Raw genomic sequence first — 14,182 nt, 5'->3', positions numbered from 1 at the left:
ATCCGTGAAACAGGCTGCCACTGGATGAGAAATAGACTTCGAGCAGCCCAACCCCGGAGGTACCCATGAGTCAGGAACCGGCCCATCGTCGAGTCGGTCGTCCCGCGGCAGCGTCCGCGGGAGAGGCGGGTTCGACCCGCACTGTTGATCGGGCGCTCAGCCTGTTGGACGCCGTCCTGGCCGCCGACCGCGGTGCCAGCCTGAGCAGCTTGGGACGGGCGGTGTCGCTGTCGCCGTCCACCGCATCGCGGCTGCTGGACACGTTGGCCCAACACGGCCTGGTCGAGCGTGAGGACGATGGCAGCTACCGCACCGGAGTCCGGCTCAAGCAACTCGCGGCCGCGGCGTTGCGCGATGACCCGCTCTACGAGACGTCCGGCCCGCACCTGGAGGCGCTGGCCGCCGCGACCCGGGAGGTCGCCTCACTCGGCATCCCGCTGGGACCCGATGAGGTGCTCTACCTGCGTCAGGTGGTCGCGCCCGGCCAGTTGGTGCAGGCCGTGGGTTGGGTCGGGCGGACGATCCCGCGCCAGGACACCGCGCTGGGCATGGCGCTGGACGGCCGGCTGGGGCCGGAGGGTTGTGCCATCTCATCCCGTCCGGAGAACGAGGTGGACGCCGTCGCTGCCCCGGTCTACGACCACTACTGCCGAATCGTGGGTGCCTTGAGTATCAGCGCACCCCGCTACCGGACCTCGGTGGAGGATCTCCAGCGGTTCGGTCGGCTGCTCACGGTGCAGGCTGCGCAGCTCTCGGCGACTCTGGGGGCCTCGGCCGAGGCGATCGCCGCGGTCCGGGCGCAGGCCTGACTCGCCACGATTGCGTTCACAGCCGCCTCGGTGTCTCTGTCCTCGACCTTCAGCCTTGCCGCTGAAGCTCGGGCGTGATCTGCCGTGCCGTCTGTCCGGGCACCATCCGCTGGTGAGCCCGCGCTACCCGTCCGTCCACGGTGCTACTGGTCTGTGTGGCCGCGCTACCCGTTCGTCGTGGTGCTACCTGGGTACGGGTAGCGCCGTCGAGGGAGTGGTAGCGCGGCGAGGGGACAGGTGTGGAGGGACGGGTGTGGCGGGACGCGCTTCGCTACCCGTTGGGTGGCTTCGCTACCCGTTGGGTGGCTTCGCTACCCGTTGGGTGGCTTCGCTACCCGTGGAACGGTAGCGAGGCGGCAGGAGCGGTAGCGAAGCGAGGGGACGGGGTCAGCCGACCCGGCCGCCGATGAGCACCTGGCGGACCAGCGGGACGCCGGGCCGGTAGGACAGATGGACGTGGCTGGGCGCGTCCAGGATCACTAGGTCGGCCCGGGCGCCCGGACGCAGATGGCCGACGTCGGTGCGGCGTAGCGAGACGGCCCCACCCTCGGTGGCCGCCCGCAAGGCCTCGGTCGGGGTCAGCCCCATGTCGCGGACGGCCAGCGCGATGCAGAACGGCATCGACGAGGTGTACGACGTCCCCGGGTTGCAGTCGGTGGCGATCGAGATCCGCACGCCGGCGTCCAGCAGCCGACGGGCGTCCGGGTACGGGTGCCGGGTGGAGAACTCCACGCCGGGCAGCAGCCCGGCCACCACGCCGGTCTCGGCCAGCGCCGCCACGTCCGCGTCGGACAGGTAGGTGCAGTGGTCGGCCGCGGCCGCACCCAGCTCGCAGGCCAGCTGGACGCCGGGTCCGTACCCGAGCTGGTTGGCGTGAATCCGCGGGGATAGCCCAGCGGCCATCCCGGCAGTGAGGACGGCGCGGGCCTGGTCGGCGTCGAAGGCGCCGGTCTCGCAGAACACGTCCACCCACTTGGCGTGCGGCGCGCAGCGGGTGAGCATCTCGCCGGTGACCAGTTCGACGTACTCGGACGCACTCAGCTCGGGCGGGACGACGTGCGCGCCCAGGTAGGTGGTCTCCTCGGTCAGGGTGCCGGCCACCTGCAGCAGCAGCTCCTCAGTGGCGACGTCCAGGCCGTAGCCGGACTTGATCTCCGCAGTGGTGGTGCCTTGGCCCCGCAGTTCGGCCATCCGGGCGCTGGCCAGGCGGGTGAGTTCGGCGGCTCCGGCAGCCCGGGTGGCGGCCACCGTGGTCCGGATCCCGCCGGCCACATACGGCTCACCGGCCATCCGGGCCGCGAACTCGGCCGAGCGATCGCCGGCGAAGACCAGGTGGGTGTGCGAGTCGACGAAGCCCGGGATGACGGCGGCACCGGCCGCGTCGATGACCTCATCGGCCGCGGGAACCTGGGAAGCATCGCCGACCCAGGCCACCACGTCGTCCTCGATCACCAGCGCGGCATCGCTGCGCACCGGGCGCTCGGGATCCCAGCTGACCAGTTCGCCGATCCCGGTGATCGCCGTGCTCACGCCAAGCTCCACAGCTCGTCGATCACGTCGGACAGCTCGGCGGCCACCTCGGCCGGATCCAGGTCGGGCGGCGGCAGCACGTCGGTGGCGCCGGCGGCCCACAGCGGTTCGGTCATGCCGGCAGTCTGCACCGAAGGGCGCAGGGTGAGGGTGTCGGAGACCGAGAATCCCAGCGAGGCGTGGCCGTCGGCGCTGGCCGCCCGCCACAGCTGCTCGGTGGTCCAGCCGTCCCGGGAGCCGGTGGCCAGTCGCTCGTGCATGGCCAGTGCCCGGGCCTCGGCGAAGCCATCGATCACGGTGTTGGAGTCCGAGCCCAGGGTGATCCGGGCGCCCGCCTCGCGCAGCGCTACCGACGGCCCGATGCCGTCGGCCAGTTCGGCTTCGGTGGACGGGCAGAAGCACACGTAGCTGCCCGCCGAACCCAGGATCTCGATATCGCCCCTGGTCAGGTGAGTGGCGTGGACGGCGGTGGTCCGCGGGCCCCAGACTCCGGCCTCGGCCAGCAGTTCCACCGGGGTGCGTCCGGTGGCGGCCAGGCAGGCGGCGTTCTCGGCCGGCTGCTCGGAGACATGGACGTGCAGGGGCGCGTCCGGCACGGTGGCGGCGGCCGCCGCCAGATGCTCGGGCGCCACAGCGCGCACCGAGTGGATGGCGGTGCCGATCACCACCAGTGGATCGTCGGCATAGCGGGCGGCCAGGCCGGTGACCCGGCTCTGCCAGACCTCCAGCGGCAGCACGAAGCGCTGCTGAACCGGGTGCAGCGGCTCATCGGCGAAACCGGCCCGCTCGTAGAGGGTGGACAGCAGGCAGATCCGCAGGCCCACCGCGCGGGCGGCCTCGATCACGGCCTCGGCCAGGTCGGGGGAGTGCAGGTAGTGGAACTCGCCGACGCTGGCGTAGCCGGCCAGCCGCATCTCGGCGAAGGTGGCCTTGGCCAGCCGGTGGTAGCGGTCGGCGTCCAGCAGCCCGGCCACGGCGTACATCCGGTCCCGCCAGCCCCAGAAGTCGGCGCCGCCGACGGTCCGGGCCCGCAGCGATCGGTGGAAGGCGTGCGAGTGGCAGTTCGCGAACGCCGGGACGCTGGTCATCCCAGGTCCCGGATCACGGCAGTCAGAGCGTCCACGCCGGCCTCGATGTCTTCGGGCGTCGAGGTCTCCTCGGGGGCGTGCGAGATGCCGGTGGGGTTGCGGACGAACAGCATGGCCGTGGGCAGCTTCGCGGCCAGGATGCCGGCATCATGACCGGCTCCGGTGGGCAGCGCGGGGGCGTCCAGGAGGGCGGCCAGCCGATGCCGCAGCGCGTGGTCGAACTCGACGGCGCCGGTGGTCGACTCGGCCCGGAAGTTCACCTGAGTGCCGTCGAACTCGGCCGCGGCCTTGGCCCGCCGGACGATCCCGTTGACTAGGGCCTCCAGGGCGGGCTCGGCGTCGGCCCGGGCGTCCAGCCAGGCCACCACCTTGGACGGGATCGAGTTGGTGCTGCCCGGTTCGACCAGCACTCGTCCCAGCGTTGCCCGTTGTCCGGAGCTGGTGGCCAGCTCGCGGGCGGCCAGCACCGTGGCCGCGTAGGCCAGCATCGGATCGTGCCGGTCGGCCATGGCGGTGGCGCCGGCGTGGTTGCCCTCGCCGCAGAACTCGAAGCGGTAGCGGCCGTGTGGCCAGATGGCCGAGGCCACCCCGACCGCGGTTCCGTGCGGGGCCAGCCAGCGGCCCTGTTCGACGTGCAGCTCGACGTACTGACTCACCGAACCCAACCAGTCCGACCGTCCGGCAGCCCGCGGGTCACGTCCACGGGCACGCATCACCTCGCCCAGGCTGGTGCCGCTGGCATCGCGCAGCGCGAGCGCGGCGTCGGGGGTGATGGCCCCGGTGGCCAGCCGCGAGCCCAGGCAGGCCACGCCGAAGCGTCCGCCCTCCTCGTCGCTGAAGTTCACCACGCCCAGCGGACGACTCGGCGTCCACCCGGACGCCTTGAGCCGGGCCACGGCGGCCAGCGCCGAGGCCACCCCGAGCGGGCCGTCCAGCGGTCCGCCTTCGGGCACCGAATCCAGGTGTGAGCCGACTAGCAGCGCGTCCGAGCCGCAGCCCCACCAGGCGGTCTGGTTGCCGTTGCCGTCCTCGGTGAGCTCCAGGCCGAGCGCGGCCGCCTGTCCGGCGAACCACTCCCGCAGGGTCATGGTGGCGTCGTCCCAGGCCAGCCGGGTGTAGCCGCCGCCGCGGGTGCGTCCGACCCTCTCGAGCTCGGCGAGGAGCTGGTTGGCGCCCATCTCAGCTCTCCATCGGGATCCGGACGCCGCGCTCGCGAGCCACCTCACGGGCCCGCTCGTAGCCGGCGTCGACGTGGCGCATCACGCCGGTGCCCGGGTCGTTGGTGAGCACCCGGGCGATCTTCTGCGCGGCCAGCTCGGTGCCGTCGGCCACGATCACCTGGCCGGCGTGGATCGAGCGTCCGATGCCAACCCCGCCGCCGTGATGGATCGACACCCAGGTGGCGCCCGAGGAGGTGTTCAGCAGGGCGTTCAGCAGCGGCCAGTCGGCCACGGCGTCCGATCCGTCGGCCATGGCCTCGGTCTCCCGGTACGGGGACGCCACCGAGCCCGAATCCAGGTGGTCGCGGCCGATGGCGATCGGTGCGGACACCTTGCCGGAGGCGACCAGCTCGTTGAACTTCAGTCCGGCCAGGTGGCGTTCGCCGTAGCCGAGCCAGCAGATCCGGGCCGGAAGACCTTCGAAGTGCACCTTCTCGGAGGCCTGGGTGATCCAGCGACGCAGCTGCTCGTCGTGCGGGAACAGCTCCAAGATGGCCTCGTCGGTGGCGGCGATGTCGGCCGGGTCGCCGGACAGCGCGGCCCAGCGGAACGGGCCCTTGCCCTCGCAGAACAGCGGACGAATGTAGGCCGGCACGAAGCCCGGGAAGGCGAAAGCTCGCTCGTAGCCGCCCAACTCGGCCTCGGTGCGCAGCGAGTTGCCGTAGTCGAAGACCTCGGCGCCGCGATCCAGGAAGCCGACCATGGCCTCGACGTGAGCGGCCATCGATGCGCGGGCCCGCTCGGTGAAGCCGACCGGGTCGGCGGCGGCAGCCTGGTGCCATTCCTCGACCGAGATGCCGATCGGCAGGTAGCTCAGCGGGTCGTGGGCACTGGTCTGGTCGGTGACCACGTCGATCTCAACGCCGTCGGCCAGCAGCCGGGGGAAAACCTCGGCGGCATTGCCGACCAGGCCCACCGAGAGCGGACGCCGCTCGGCCTTGGCCGCGGTCACCTTCGCCACGGCCGAGGCGTAGTCGTCGGTGTACTCGTCGAGGTAGCCGTGCTCGACTCGGCGGGCCAGCCGGGTGGCGTCCACGTCCACGATCAGCACTACGCCCTCGTTCATGGTGACTGCCAGCGGCTGGGCTCCACCCATCCCGCCACAGCCGGCGGTCAGGGTCAGGGTTCCGGCCAAGGTGCCGCCGAAGCGCTTGCGGGCCACGGCACCGAAGGTCTCGAAGGTGCCCTGCAGGATGCCCTGGGTGCCGATGTAGATCCACGAGCCGGCCGTCATCTGGCCGTACATCATCAGGCCTTCGGCTTCCAGCTTGCGGAAGTGCTCCCAGGTGGCCCAGTCGCCGACCAGGTTGGAGTTGGCGATCAGCACCCGCGGCGCCCACTCGTGGGTGCGGAACACCCCGACCGGCTTGCCGGACTGGACCAGCAGGGTCTCGTCCGCCTCCAGGTCGCGCAGGGTGTCGACGATGGCGTCGAAGGCCGCCCAGGAGCGGGCTGCCCGTCCGGTGCCGCCGTAGACGACCAGGTCTTCGGGACGCTCGGCCACCTCGGGATCGAGGTTGTTCATCAGCATCCGCAGCGGGGCCTCGGTCTGCCAGGATTTGGCCGAGATGGTGGTGCCGCGGGGGGCGCGGACGGACTCGTGGGTCATCGGTTCTCCTCGGATTGTCTCAGCGGTTCCATTGAAGGACGGATCCGCGCCCTCGGCTACCGCCTGCAGGGCTGCTGGTGTCTCGGATTCGAGACAGTTGGCTCAGGCGGCGGACGGAGCCGCATCCCGCGCGGCGGCCAGCAACACTCCGCTGCCCACCATGGCCACGGCATCGGCGATCTCCGGTGCCAGGTAGCGGTCCGGGCCGGGGGCCGGCACTCGGGTGCGCAGCTGGTCGATCACGGCCTGGCTGACCGCCGAGGCCGGCAGCGCGCGCAGGTCGATGGCTCGGGCCGCGGACAGGATCTCGATGGCCACCACCCGGCGTAGTCCGTCCAGGGCTCTGCGCAGCTTGCGGGCAGCCGACCAGCCCATCGAGACGTGGTCCTCCTGCATGGCCGAGGTCGGGATCGAGTCCACCGAGGCCGGGGTGGCCAGCCGCTTGAGCTCGCTGACGATGGCGGCCTGGGTGTACTGGGCGATCATGTGGCCGGAGTCGACGCCGGGGTCGTCGGCAAGGAACGGCGACAGGCCGCGGCTGCGGGCCGGGTCGAGCAGCCGGTCGGTGCGCCGCTCGCTGATGCTGGCCAGGTCGGCCACGGCGATGGCCAGGAAATCCAACACGTAGCCCAGCGGGGCGCCGTGGAAGTTGCCGTTGGACTCCACCCGTCCATCGATGGTGACCACCGGGTTGTCGACTGCGGAGCGGAGCTCTCGCTCGGCGACCAGCCGGGCGTGGGCGATGGTGTCCCGGACGGCGCCGTGCACCTGCGGTGCGCAGCGCAGCGAGTAGGCGTCCTGGACGCGGATCGCGCCGTCGCGGCGATTGGCCTCGATCAGTGGCGAGTCGGCCAGCGCCCGGCGGATGTTCGCCGCAGACTCGGCCTGACCGGGATGGGGACGCAGCTGCTGCAGGTCATCGGCGAAGACCCCGTCCAAGCCGCCCAGGGCCTGGACGCTTAGGGCTGCGGCCAGGTCGGCGTGGTCGACCAGCTGGTTCAGGTCGTGGATGGCCAAGGCCAACTGGCCGAGCATGCCGTCGGTGCCGTTGATCAGGGCCAGGCCCTCCTTCTCCACCAGGGAGATCGGGGTCAGCCCGGCCAGGGCCAGCGCGGCCGCGGCTGGCAGGATCTCCCCGTCCGGAGCACGCACCTCGCCTTCGCCCATCAGGGCCAGTGCGCAGTGCGCCAGCGGAGCCAGGTCGCCCGAGCAGCCCAGGCTGCCGTACTCGCCGACCACCGGAGTCAGCCCGGAGTTCAGCAGATCGGCATAGGCCTGGACGGTCTGGCGGCGGACGCCGGTGCGTCCGGTGGCCAGGGTCTGCAGCCGCAGCAGCAGAGTGGCCCGGACCACCTCGTCCTCGATCGGATCGCCGCTGGAGGCCGCATGGCTGCGCACCAGCGACTCCTGGAGCTGAACGCGGCGCTCCGGCGGGATCCGCACGGTGGCCAGCGCGCCGAAGCCGGTGCTCACCCCGTAGTGCGGACGCTCATCGGCGGCCAGGCCGGCGATCACTGCCGCCGACCGGTCCACCTCGGACAGTGCCTGCTCGGCCAGCCCGACCGGGTGGTGGTGGCGGGCGACCGCCACCACCACCTCCAGGCTGAGCGGCTCGGCGCCGATCATCACGTCGGTATCGACGGTCTGACTCATGCGGCGTCCTCGACCCGCAGCGCGACCACCTGGCCCTGCTGCAGCCAGTTGCGGTGGCCGGCCAGGGCCAGCTCCAGTTCACCCTCGATGACCTCGCCGATGTAGCTGATCCGCAGCGGCTCGTCGGCCAGGTCGTCCCCGTAGACCACGCAGAACTGCTGGCGCGGGTTGTACCAGCACACCGAGCCGCGGGCGTGGCCGAGCTCCTTGCGACGCAGGGCACCCACTTCCTCGGTGCGCATGACGTTCTCCCACGGCGCCACGATCGGCATGGTCCAGAAGACCATCTCGCCGATGATCTTGCCGTGCTGCAGGATGCTGCGCTGCGGCAGCTGCTCGCGCAGTGCCTTGGCGATTCCGGGCACCTTGTCCTCGAAGACCTGGATGGTGCAGGTGTCGACTCCGTCGACGGACATGATCAGTCGCATTGTGGTTCTCCTGTCCTCACGCGTCGACGCGCTTGAAGCCGTTGGTTACGCCCCACGGGAAGACCGCGTCGACCCACATGTGGAGCTTGTTCACGTAGCTGATGGCAGCCCGGGTCAGGGCCAGGAACTCGTCGAGGCTCTCGGCGACCTGGGTGGCCTGGACGTAGCGGTGGACCAGGCCGGCAGCCTGCGGCATGCCGACGAAGTCGAAGAAGTCGGCCTTGTAGCCGACGATCTGACGGACGATCGCCTGCAGCGTGTGCAGGTCCAGCTGCTCGGTCTCGGACAGCTCGATGATTCCCCACAGGAACTCATCGGACAGGGTGCGGGCTTCGCCCTCGGCGAAGATCAGGGTGGTGAGGTACTGCCCGTGGCTGCCGGTGCGGCGCGGGATTCGGCCCCGCCCCATGTCGGTCACTTCTTGTGGGCAGTCCAGCCAGATCCGTTCCCGCTCGGCGTCCAGCTCTGCGATCACCTCGGTTACCAGGCTCATTGGTCCTCCATCTGGGTTGATGTCATTAGGTATACACCAACTCCATTACGTGAATGTAAACATTCACGAATCAGGCCAGAGCCTTGCCCCCATCCACCCGCAGCGTGGTCCCGGTGACCTGGGGAGTGCAGGTGCTGAGGTAGCTGAGTGCGGCGAAGACTGCATCCAGATCGGCCTCTCGGATCCAGAGGCCCGGACGCACCTGCGCGGTCTGCCCGGACGGCGCGGCCTCGCCGCGGGCCTGGCGCAGCCGGTCGTTGGACCCGTCGTCGGAGCGGAAGAACTGGCTGGGCGCGACCGCATTGCAGGCGATGGTGGGCGCCAAGGCGACCGCCAGTTGCTCCATCAGCCGGGCCAGCGCGGTCTTGGCCACCGAGTGCGGGATGAACTCCGGCCAGGCCTCGCTGAGCGAGTTGCCGACCAGGGCAACGATGTTGCCGCCGCCCTGAGTCAGCATCACCTTCGCGGCGGCCTGGCTGAGGAAGAACGGGCCGCGCAGGTTCACTCCGAGCGCGGAGTCGAAGGCGGCCTCGTCCACCTCGAGCCAGGGGCGGGGCGCGAAGGTGGACGCGTTGTGCACCAGGACGTCCAGCCGCCCGAAGTGGTCACAGCAGGCGGCAACCAGCTCGCGACCCTGGGCCGGGTCGGTGATGTCGCCGGCGCAGGCGGCTGCGGCCGAACCGAGTTCGGCCAGCAGTGCCTCGGCCTGGGCGGCCTGGCTGGGCAGGTGGCTGATCATCACCTTGGCCCCGGCCTGGACGTAGCGGCGGGCGAACTCGGCGCCGGCCCGCTCGGCGGCACCGGTGATGCAGACCACCCGTCCGGCCAGGCCGGTCACCACTGCTCGCCTCCGGTGACCGAGACCACCTGCCCGGTGATGGCGGTGGCGTCCGGGCCGACCAGGAAGGCGGCCAGGTCGGCGATCTGATCCGCAGTGGGCAACGGGCTGCTCCGCCGCTGGACGGCGATCGCCTCCAGGGCGGCGAAGCCCGGGTCGGTCTCGGCCAGGTCGGGTTCGACCCGCACCCGGCCCGGGGCGATCACATTGACTCGGACTCCGTGCGGGCCCTCTTCCAGCGCCATGGTCAGGCAGGCGCTCTCGGCGGCGGCCTTGCTCAGTGAGTAGAGGCCGAGCCCGGGGTGGCGGCGGTGCGCCAGGGCGCCGCCGAGCATCACGAACGAGCCGGCGCTCTGCCGCAGGCTGGGCACGCAGGCCGCTGCCAGATTCAGCTGGGTGCGCAGGCCGTCCAGGGCCGACTCCCGCAGGGCCGGGTCGGCCTCGGCGATCGGAGCGCTGGCGTGGCTCGGCCACGCGCAGTTCACCACGGCGTCCAGGGTTCCGCCGAGCCGGGCCTCGGCCCGGCTGACCAGGCTGGCCGCCTCCTGGGGGTCGAGCAGGTCGGCCGGAAGCACGCAGTGCCGTCCGGCGGTCAGTCGGCCCAAGACGGTCTTGGCGGCGTCCACGCGGCTGCGGTACTGGACGCAGACCGACCAGCCGCGCCGGCTGAGTTCGACGGCGATCGCGCTGCCCAGCGGCCCGCTGCCGCCGGCGATCAGCACCCGGCTCACTTCAGGTTTCCGTCCAGGAAGGCGCGGATCCGGGGGGAGTCGGAGCCGAACACTTCGGCCACGCTGCCGGCGACGGCCACCCGTCCCTCGTCCATGAAGACGATCTGGTCGGCCACCTCACGGGCGAAGCCGATCTCGTGGGTGACCACGATCATGGTGGTGTCGCTGCTCTCGGCGAGTTCGCGAATGACTGTCAGCACCTCGCCGACCAGCTCCGGGTCGAGGGCCGAGGTCGGCTCGTCGAACAGGATCAGCCGCGGCTGCATGGCCAGGGCGCGGGCGATGGCGACTCGCTGCTGCTGGCCGCCGGACAGCTGGGCCGGATACGCGCCTGCCTTGTGGGCCAGGCCGACCCGATCCAGGAAGTGCTGGGCCGTGGCGATCGCGTCCGCCTTCGGTGCGCGGCGGACGGTGATCAGCCCGCAGGTGACGTTCTCCAGCACGGTCAGGTGCGGGAACAGATTGAACGACTGGAAGACCATCCCGATGTGGCTGCGCTGGCGGCACAGATCGCGGTCACTGAGTTCGAACAGCCGGTTGTCGCGCTGCTCATAGCCGATCACCTCGTCGCTGACCCGGATCACTCCGGAGTCGATGCTGATCAGGTGGTTGATCGCGCGCAGCAGCGTCGACTTGCCTGAGCCGGACGGGCCCAGGATGCAGGTGACGGTGTTGGCCTCGACATCCAGCGACACCTGGCGCAGCACTTCCAGGCTGCCGTACCGCTTGGAGACGTTGCGGATCTGGACCGAATGGCTGTGCGGCTTCATGAGGCGATCTCCGAGGTGGTGCGGACGAACCGGAACGGGCTGCGGCGGGCCGAGGCGCCTTGATCGCCGCGACCGAAGTGCCGTTCGATGAAGCCCTGGCCGAAGGACAGCAGCGAGGTCAGCAGCAGGTACCAGATCGAGGCGCAGATCAGCAGCGGGATGGTCTGGAAGGTGCGCGAGTAGATGCTCTGCGCGGCGTACATCAGATCGGCCAGCGCGATCACCGAGACCATCGAGGTGGTCTTCAGCATGCCGATGGTCTCGTTGCCGGTGGGCGGGATGATGATCCGCATGGCCTGTGGCAGGACGATCTTGCGGAACGCCTGGAATCGGGTCATGCCCAGTGAGGAGGCGGCCTCGGCCTGGCCCGGTGGCACCGCCAGGATGCCGGCCCGGACGATCTCGGCCAGGTAGGCGCCCTCGTTCAAGCTGAGCCCGAGCAGCGCCGCGGTGAGCGGGGTGATGATGTCGTTGATGTTGGTCGAGAACCACGGCTCAGCGAACGGCAGGCCGATGCTGAACTCGGGGTAGAGGTAGCCGAGGTTGTACCAGAAGACCAGCTGGACCAGGATCGGCGTCCCCCGGAAGAACCAGATGTAGGCCGAGCTGGTGCTGCGGAAGATCTGGCTCTGGGAGACCCGCATCGCGGCCAGGATCACCCCGAGAGCCAGGCCGATGACCATCGCTGCGGCGGTCAGTGCGATGGTCATGGCCAGGCCGGACAGGATCGGCTTCGAGAACAGGTACTCGAAGACCACGTTCCACTCGAAGCGCTCGTTGGTGACCAACGAGTGCCCGACAGTGGCGATGAGAAGGGCGATCACAGCGATCCCGACCCACCTCCAGGGGTGCCTCAACGGTGTGATCGGCAGGGCCTGCAGATGGGCCGGGTTCGCCATGCTCGTGTCGTTTCTACTCAGGGACGGATGTGGTTACCGGATGCTCACTTGATCGGCCGGGTGGTGGCCAGGTTGATCCCCGGCTCGTTCAGGGCCAGCGAGCTGATGTCCCACTTCTTGAGGATCTCGGCGTAGGTGCCGTCGGCGATGATCGCCTCCAGGCCCTTCTGCCACTCGGCGATGGTGGCCGCGTTGTCCTTGTTGAAGATCATTCCGAGGTACAGCTTGGGCAGCTTGGAGTTCTCGTGAATGACCAGCTTCACCGGCGCGGTCTTGTTCAGCAGCGCTGCGGCCGCGGTGTCCTGGACGACGAAGTCGACCCGGCCGGCGTAGAGCGCGTTGTAGGTGGCCGGAGCGTCCGGGAACTCCTTGATCTCCACTTCCTTCTTGCCGGAAGCCACGCACTCGGGGTTGATCTCGTTCTTGATCAGGTCCACGGTGTCGAAGCCGGTCTGGGCGCCCATGGTCTCGCCGCAGACGCTCAGCGGGTCGGTGTCGTTGATCGGGCCGGCGTACTTCTCGGTGGTCACCACCGAGATCTCGGCGTAGATGAAGTCGAGGAAGGTCACCTGCTTCTCGCGGGCCTCGCGGTCGGAGATGCACTCCATGGCCAGGTCGTAGCGTCCGCTCTGGACGCCCGGGATCAGGCTGTCGAAGTCGGTGTTCTCGACCTTCAAGGTGACGCCGATCTTGGCGGCGATGGCGTTCCAGATGTCCGGCTCGAAGCCGATCATGGTCTCCGAGCCCGCCTCGATCGACTCACAGGGCGGGTAGTTGGCATCGGTGGCCAGAGTGACGACCTTGCCGGCAGCGCTGGACGCGGCCGGGCTGGACGGCGCCGAGCTGGATGCGGCCGGGCTGGCTGCGGTGTTCGCACTGCAGCCAGTGATCAGCAGCGAGGCGGTGGCTAGAGCGGCTAGCCAGGTGGTGGGACGGGTCACGTTTACTCCTGTGCGACGGTGGGCTGTGGCGGTCCGGATCAGGGGTGATGCGCGAGGAGTTGGGTCGCGCCATTCGGTGCCTGACTCGAGTATTGACGAATGGACTCTTTCGTGGCCAGAGTCTGCTGAATGGTTTACATACATGTAACTGCGGCGTAATGGACGGGGCCGGGGACGGCGAGGGGCCGTCCGGAAGTCTCCAGACGGCCCCATCGCGGTGTGCGGACTAGTCGGCTCGGAGCCGGAGTTCAACCACCTTGTCCTGCTTACGCCAGACCTGCTCGCCGACCAGGGCGAGCTCGGTCATGCCGTCGATGACCTCGCCGATGTAGCTGTTGAGTAGCGGCTCAACGGCCAGATCGTCGCTGTAGGTGACGCCGAAGACCTGCCGGGGCGCGTAGAACACCACGGTGCCGGCCACGGTGCCCTTCTCCTTGCGGCGCAGATCCCCGATGTCCTGAGTGAGCATGGGGTTCTCCATCGGCATCACGATGGGCAGGACGGCGAAGAGCTGGTCGCCGACCAGGGTGGCGTGCTGCAGGCGGGTCGTCATCGGCAGTGCCTCCCGCAGCTTGGCCGCGGTCTCGGGGACGACGTCCTCGAAGATCCGGATGGCGCAGGTCTGGGTGCCGTCGACGATGAAGTCGATGATCATGAAGGTTCCTCTCGGGTGTTCAGGCGGTCTGGCGGGCGTCGGCACGGGGGAACGCGCTGGCGATTCCCCAGGGGAAGACGCTCTGGATCCACATATGCACCCGGTTCATGTAGGACAGAGCGGCGCCGGTGACCTCGCGGAACTCCTCGAGGCTCTCGGCGGCGCGGGCGCCCTCGGCGTAGCGGTGCGTCCACTTGCAGATGAGTGGCAGCCCCACGAAGTCGAAGAAGTCGGCCTTGTAGTCGACGATCTGGTTGACCACCATCTTCAGGGTGTCCAGATCGGCCCCCGGCTTGCGGCTGATCTCGATCAGCCCCCAGAGCACCTCATCGGCCAGGGTGCGGGCTTCGCCGTCGGCGTACAGCAGCGAGGTGAAGTACTGCTTCTTGGGTCCGGTGAGCCGGGGGATGATCCCGTTGCCGAGGTCTCGGACGTCCTCAGGCAGGGTCAGCCAGATCCGTTCTCGCTCGGCATCCAGCTCGGCGATCACGTCGTGGACTAGTGACATGCGGGTCCTT

Annotated in this window: 15 protein-coding genes; 1 reads left to right on the top strand and 14 read right to left on the bottom strand. The window is 69.8% G+C overall.

The window, feature by feature from the left end:
• The first annotated feature begins 65 nt into the window (after positions 1–65).
• Positions 66–809: an IclR family transcriptional regulator gene (locus tag ATK74_RS10745; RefSeq protein WP_098461025.1), complete on the top strand. Its 744-nt coding sequence runs from the start codon at positions 66–68 to the stop codon at positions 807–809.
• A gap of 387 nt (positions 810–1,196) precedes the next feature.
• On the opposite strand, the gene hutI is transcribed toward ATK74_RS10745, so the two are convergent.
• The 14 genes from hutI to ATK74_RS10675 form a co-directional block, all read right to left on the bottom strand.
• On the bottom strand, positions 1,197–2,339 hold the full coding sequence (gene hutI / locus ATK74_RS10740; RefSeq protein WP_098461024.1) for an imidazolonepropionase: 1,143 nt from the start codon (positions 2,337–2,339) through the stop codon (positions 1,197–1,199).
• Entirely contained in the window at positions 2,336–3,427 is a 1,092-nt protein-coding gene (locus ATK74_RS10735) for a formimidoylglutamate deiminase (protein WP_098461023.1), read from the bottom strand. Before ATK74_RS10735 ends, hutI begins: the two co-directional genes overlap by 4 nt.
• Positions 3,424–4,605 carry an allantoate amidohydrolase gene (locus ATK74_RS10730; RefSeq protein WP_098461022.1) on the bottom strand — a complete coding sequence of 394 codons (1,182 nt, stop codon included), beginning with the start codon at positions 4,603–4,605 and terminating at the stop codon, positions 3,424–3,426. Before ATK74_RS10730 ends, ATK74_RS10735 begins: the two co-directional genes overlap by 4 nt.
• A 1-nt stretch (position 4,606) precedes the next feature.
• Positions 4,607–6,256 carry a urocanate hydratase gene (gene hutU, locus ATK74_RS10725; RefSeq protein WP_098461021.1) on the bottom strand — a complete coding sequence of 550 codons (1,650 nt, stop codon included), beginning with the start codon at positions 6,254–6,256 and terminating at the stop codon, positions 4,607–4,609.
• Between the two features lie 102 nt (positions 6,257–6,358).
• Complete coding sequence (hutH, locus tag ATK74_RS10720) at positions 6,359–7,909, bottom strand: histidine ammonia-lyase (protein ID WP_098461020.1); 1,551 nt, start codon at positions 7,907–7,909, stop codon at positions 6,359–6,361.
• On the bottom strand, positions 7,906–8,337 hold the full coding sequence (locus ATK74_RS10715) for a DUF3830 family protein (RefSeq protein WP_098461019.1): 432 nt from the start codon (positions 8,335–8,337) through the stop codon (positions 7,906–7,908). The genes hutH and ATK74_RS10715 overlap by 4 nt, the downstream gene beginning before the upstream one ends.
• A gap of 16 nt (positions 8,338–8,353) precedes the next feature.
• Complete coding sequence (locus ATK74_RS10710; protein WP_098461018.1) at positions 8,354–8,830, bottom strand: cucumopine synthase-related protein; 477 nt, start codon at positions 8,828–8,830, stop codon at positions 8,354–8,356.
• 70 nt (positions 8,831–8,900) lie between these two features.
• On the bottom strand, positions 8,901–9,668 hold the full coding sequence (locus ATK74_RS10705) for an SDR family NAD(P)-dependent oxidoreductase (RefSeq protein ID WP_169923820.1): 768 nt from the start codon (positions 9,666–9,668) through the stop codon (positions 8,901–8,903).
• A complete protein-coding gene (locus ATK74_RS10700; protein ID WP_098461016.1) occupies positions 9,665–10,399 on the bottom strand; it encodes an SDR family NAD(P)-dependent oxidoreductase in 735 nt (244 codons plus the stop codon). Before ATK74_RS10700 ends, ATK74_RS10705 begins: the two co-directional genes overlap by 4 nt.
• A complete protein-coding gene (locus ATK74_RS10695; RefSeq protein WP_098461015.1) occupies positions 10,396–11,169 on the bottom strand; it encodes an amino acid ABC transporter ATP-binding protein in 774 nt (257 codons plus the stop codon). The genes ATK74_RS10700 and ATK74_RS10695 overlap by 4 nt, the downstream gene beginning before the upstream one ends.
• Positions 11,166–11,993 (bottom strand): amino acid ABC transporter permease, encoded by an 828-nt coding sequence (locus tag ATK74_RS10690; protein WP_245840893.1) that lies wholly within the window; start codon positions 11,991–11,993, stop codon positions 11,166–11,168. The genes ATK74_RS10695 and ATK74_RS10690 overlap by 4 nt, the downstream gene beginning before the upstream one ends.
• Positions 11,994–12,112: 119 nt before the next feature.
• Positions 12,113–13,009, bottom strand: a complete 897-nt coding sequence (locus ATK74_RS10685) for an ABC transporter substrate-binding protein (protein ID WP_143483636.1) — start codon at positions 13,007–13,009, stop codon at positions 12,113–12,115.
• Positions 13,010–13,235: 226 nt separating this feature from the next.
• Positions 13,236–13,664, bottom strand: coding sequence for a DUF3830 family protein (locus tag ATK74_RS10680; RefSeq protein ID WP_098461012.1), 429 nt, complete (start codon positions 13,662–13,664; stop codon positions 13,236–13,238).
• Between the two features lie 19 nt (positions 13,665–13,683).
• On the bottom strand, positions 13,684–14,172 hold the full coding sequence (locus ATK74_RS10675; RefSeq protein WP_098461011.1) for a cucumopine synthase-related protein: 489 nt from the start codon (positions 14,170–14,172) through the stop codon (positions 13,684–13,686).
• Between the last annotated feature and the right edge of the window lie 10 nt (positions 14,173–14,182).

Source organism: Propionicimonas paludicola, from assembly GCF_002563675.1.
In the GTDB taxonomy this organism is placed as follows: Bacteria; Actinomycetota; Actinomycetes; order Propionibacteriales; family Propionibacteriaceae; genus Propionicimonas; species Propionicimonas paludicola.
Note: the sequence above shows the minus strand (reverse complement) of the source record. Positions and strands in the feature narration are given on the sequence as shown.

Coding starts and splice junctions, on each gene's coding strand:
- ATK74_RS10745 (WP_098461025.1), top strand. CDS start 66: ATGAGTCAGGAACCGGCCCATCGTCGAGTCGGTCGTCCCGCGGCAGCG.
- ATK74_RS10735 (WP_098461023.1), bottom strand. CDS start 3,427: ATGACCAGCGTCCCGGCGTTCGCGAACTGCCACTCGCACGCCTTCCAC.
- ATK74_RS10730 (WP_098461022.1), bottom strand. CDS start 4,605: ATGGGCGCCAACCAGCTCCTCGCCGAGCTCGAGAGGGTCGGACGCACC.
- hutU (WP_098461021.1), bottom strand. CDS start 6,256: ATGACCCACGAGTCCGTCCGCGCCCCCCGCGGCACCACCATCTCGGCC.
- hutH (WP_098461020.1), bottom strand. CDS start 7,909: ATGAGTCAGACCGTCGATACCGACGTGATGATCGGCGCCGAGCCGCTC.
- ATK74_RS10715 (WP_098461019.1), bottom strand. CDS start 8,337: ATGCGACTGATCATGTCCGTCGACGGAGTCGACACCTGCACCATCCAG.
- ATK74_RS10710 (WP_098461018.1), bottom strand. CDS start 8,830: ATGAGCCTGGTAACCGAGGTGATCGCAGAGCTGGACGCCGAGCGGGAA.
- ATK74_RS10695 (WP_098461015.1), bottom strand. CDS start 11,169: ATGAAGCCGCACAGCCATTCGGTCCAGATCCGCAACGTCTCCAAGCGG.
- ATK74_RS10680 (WP_098461012.1), bottom strand. CDS start 13,664: ATGATCATCGACTTCATCGTCGACGGCACCCAGACCTGCGCCATCCGG.
- ATK74_RS10675 (WP_098461011.1), bottom strand. CDS start 14,172: ATGTCACTAGTCCACGACGTGATCGCCGAGCTGGATGCCGAGCGAGAA.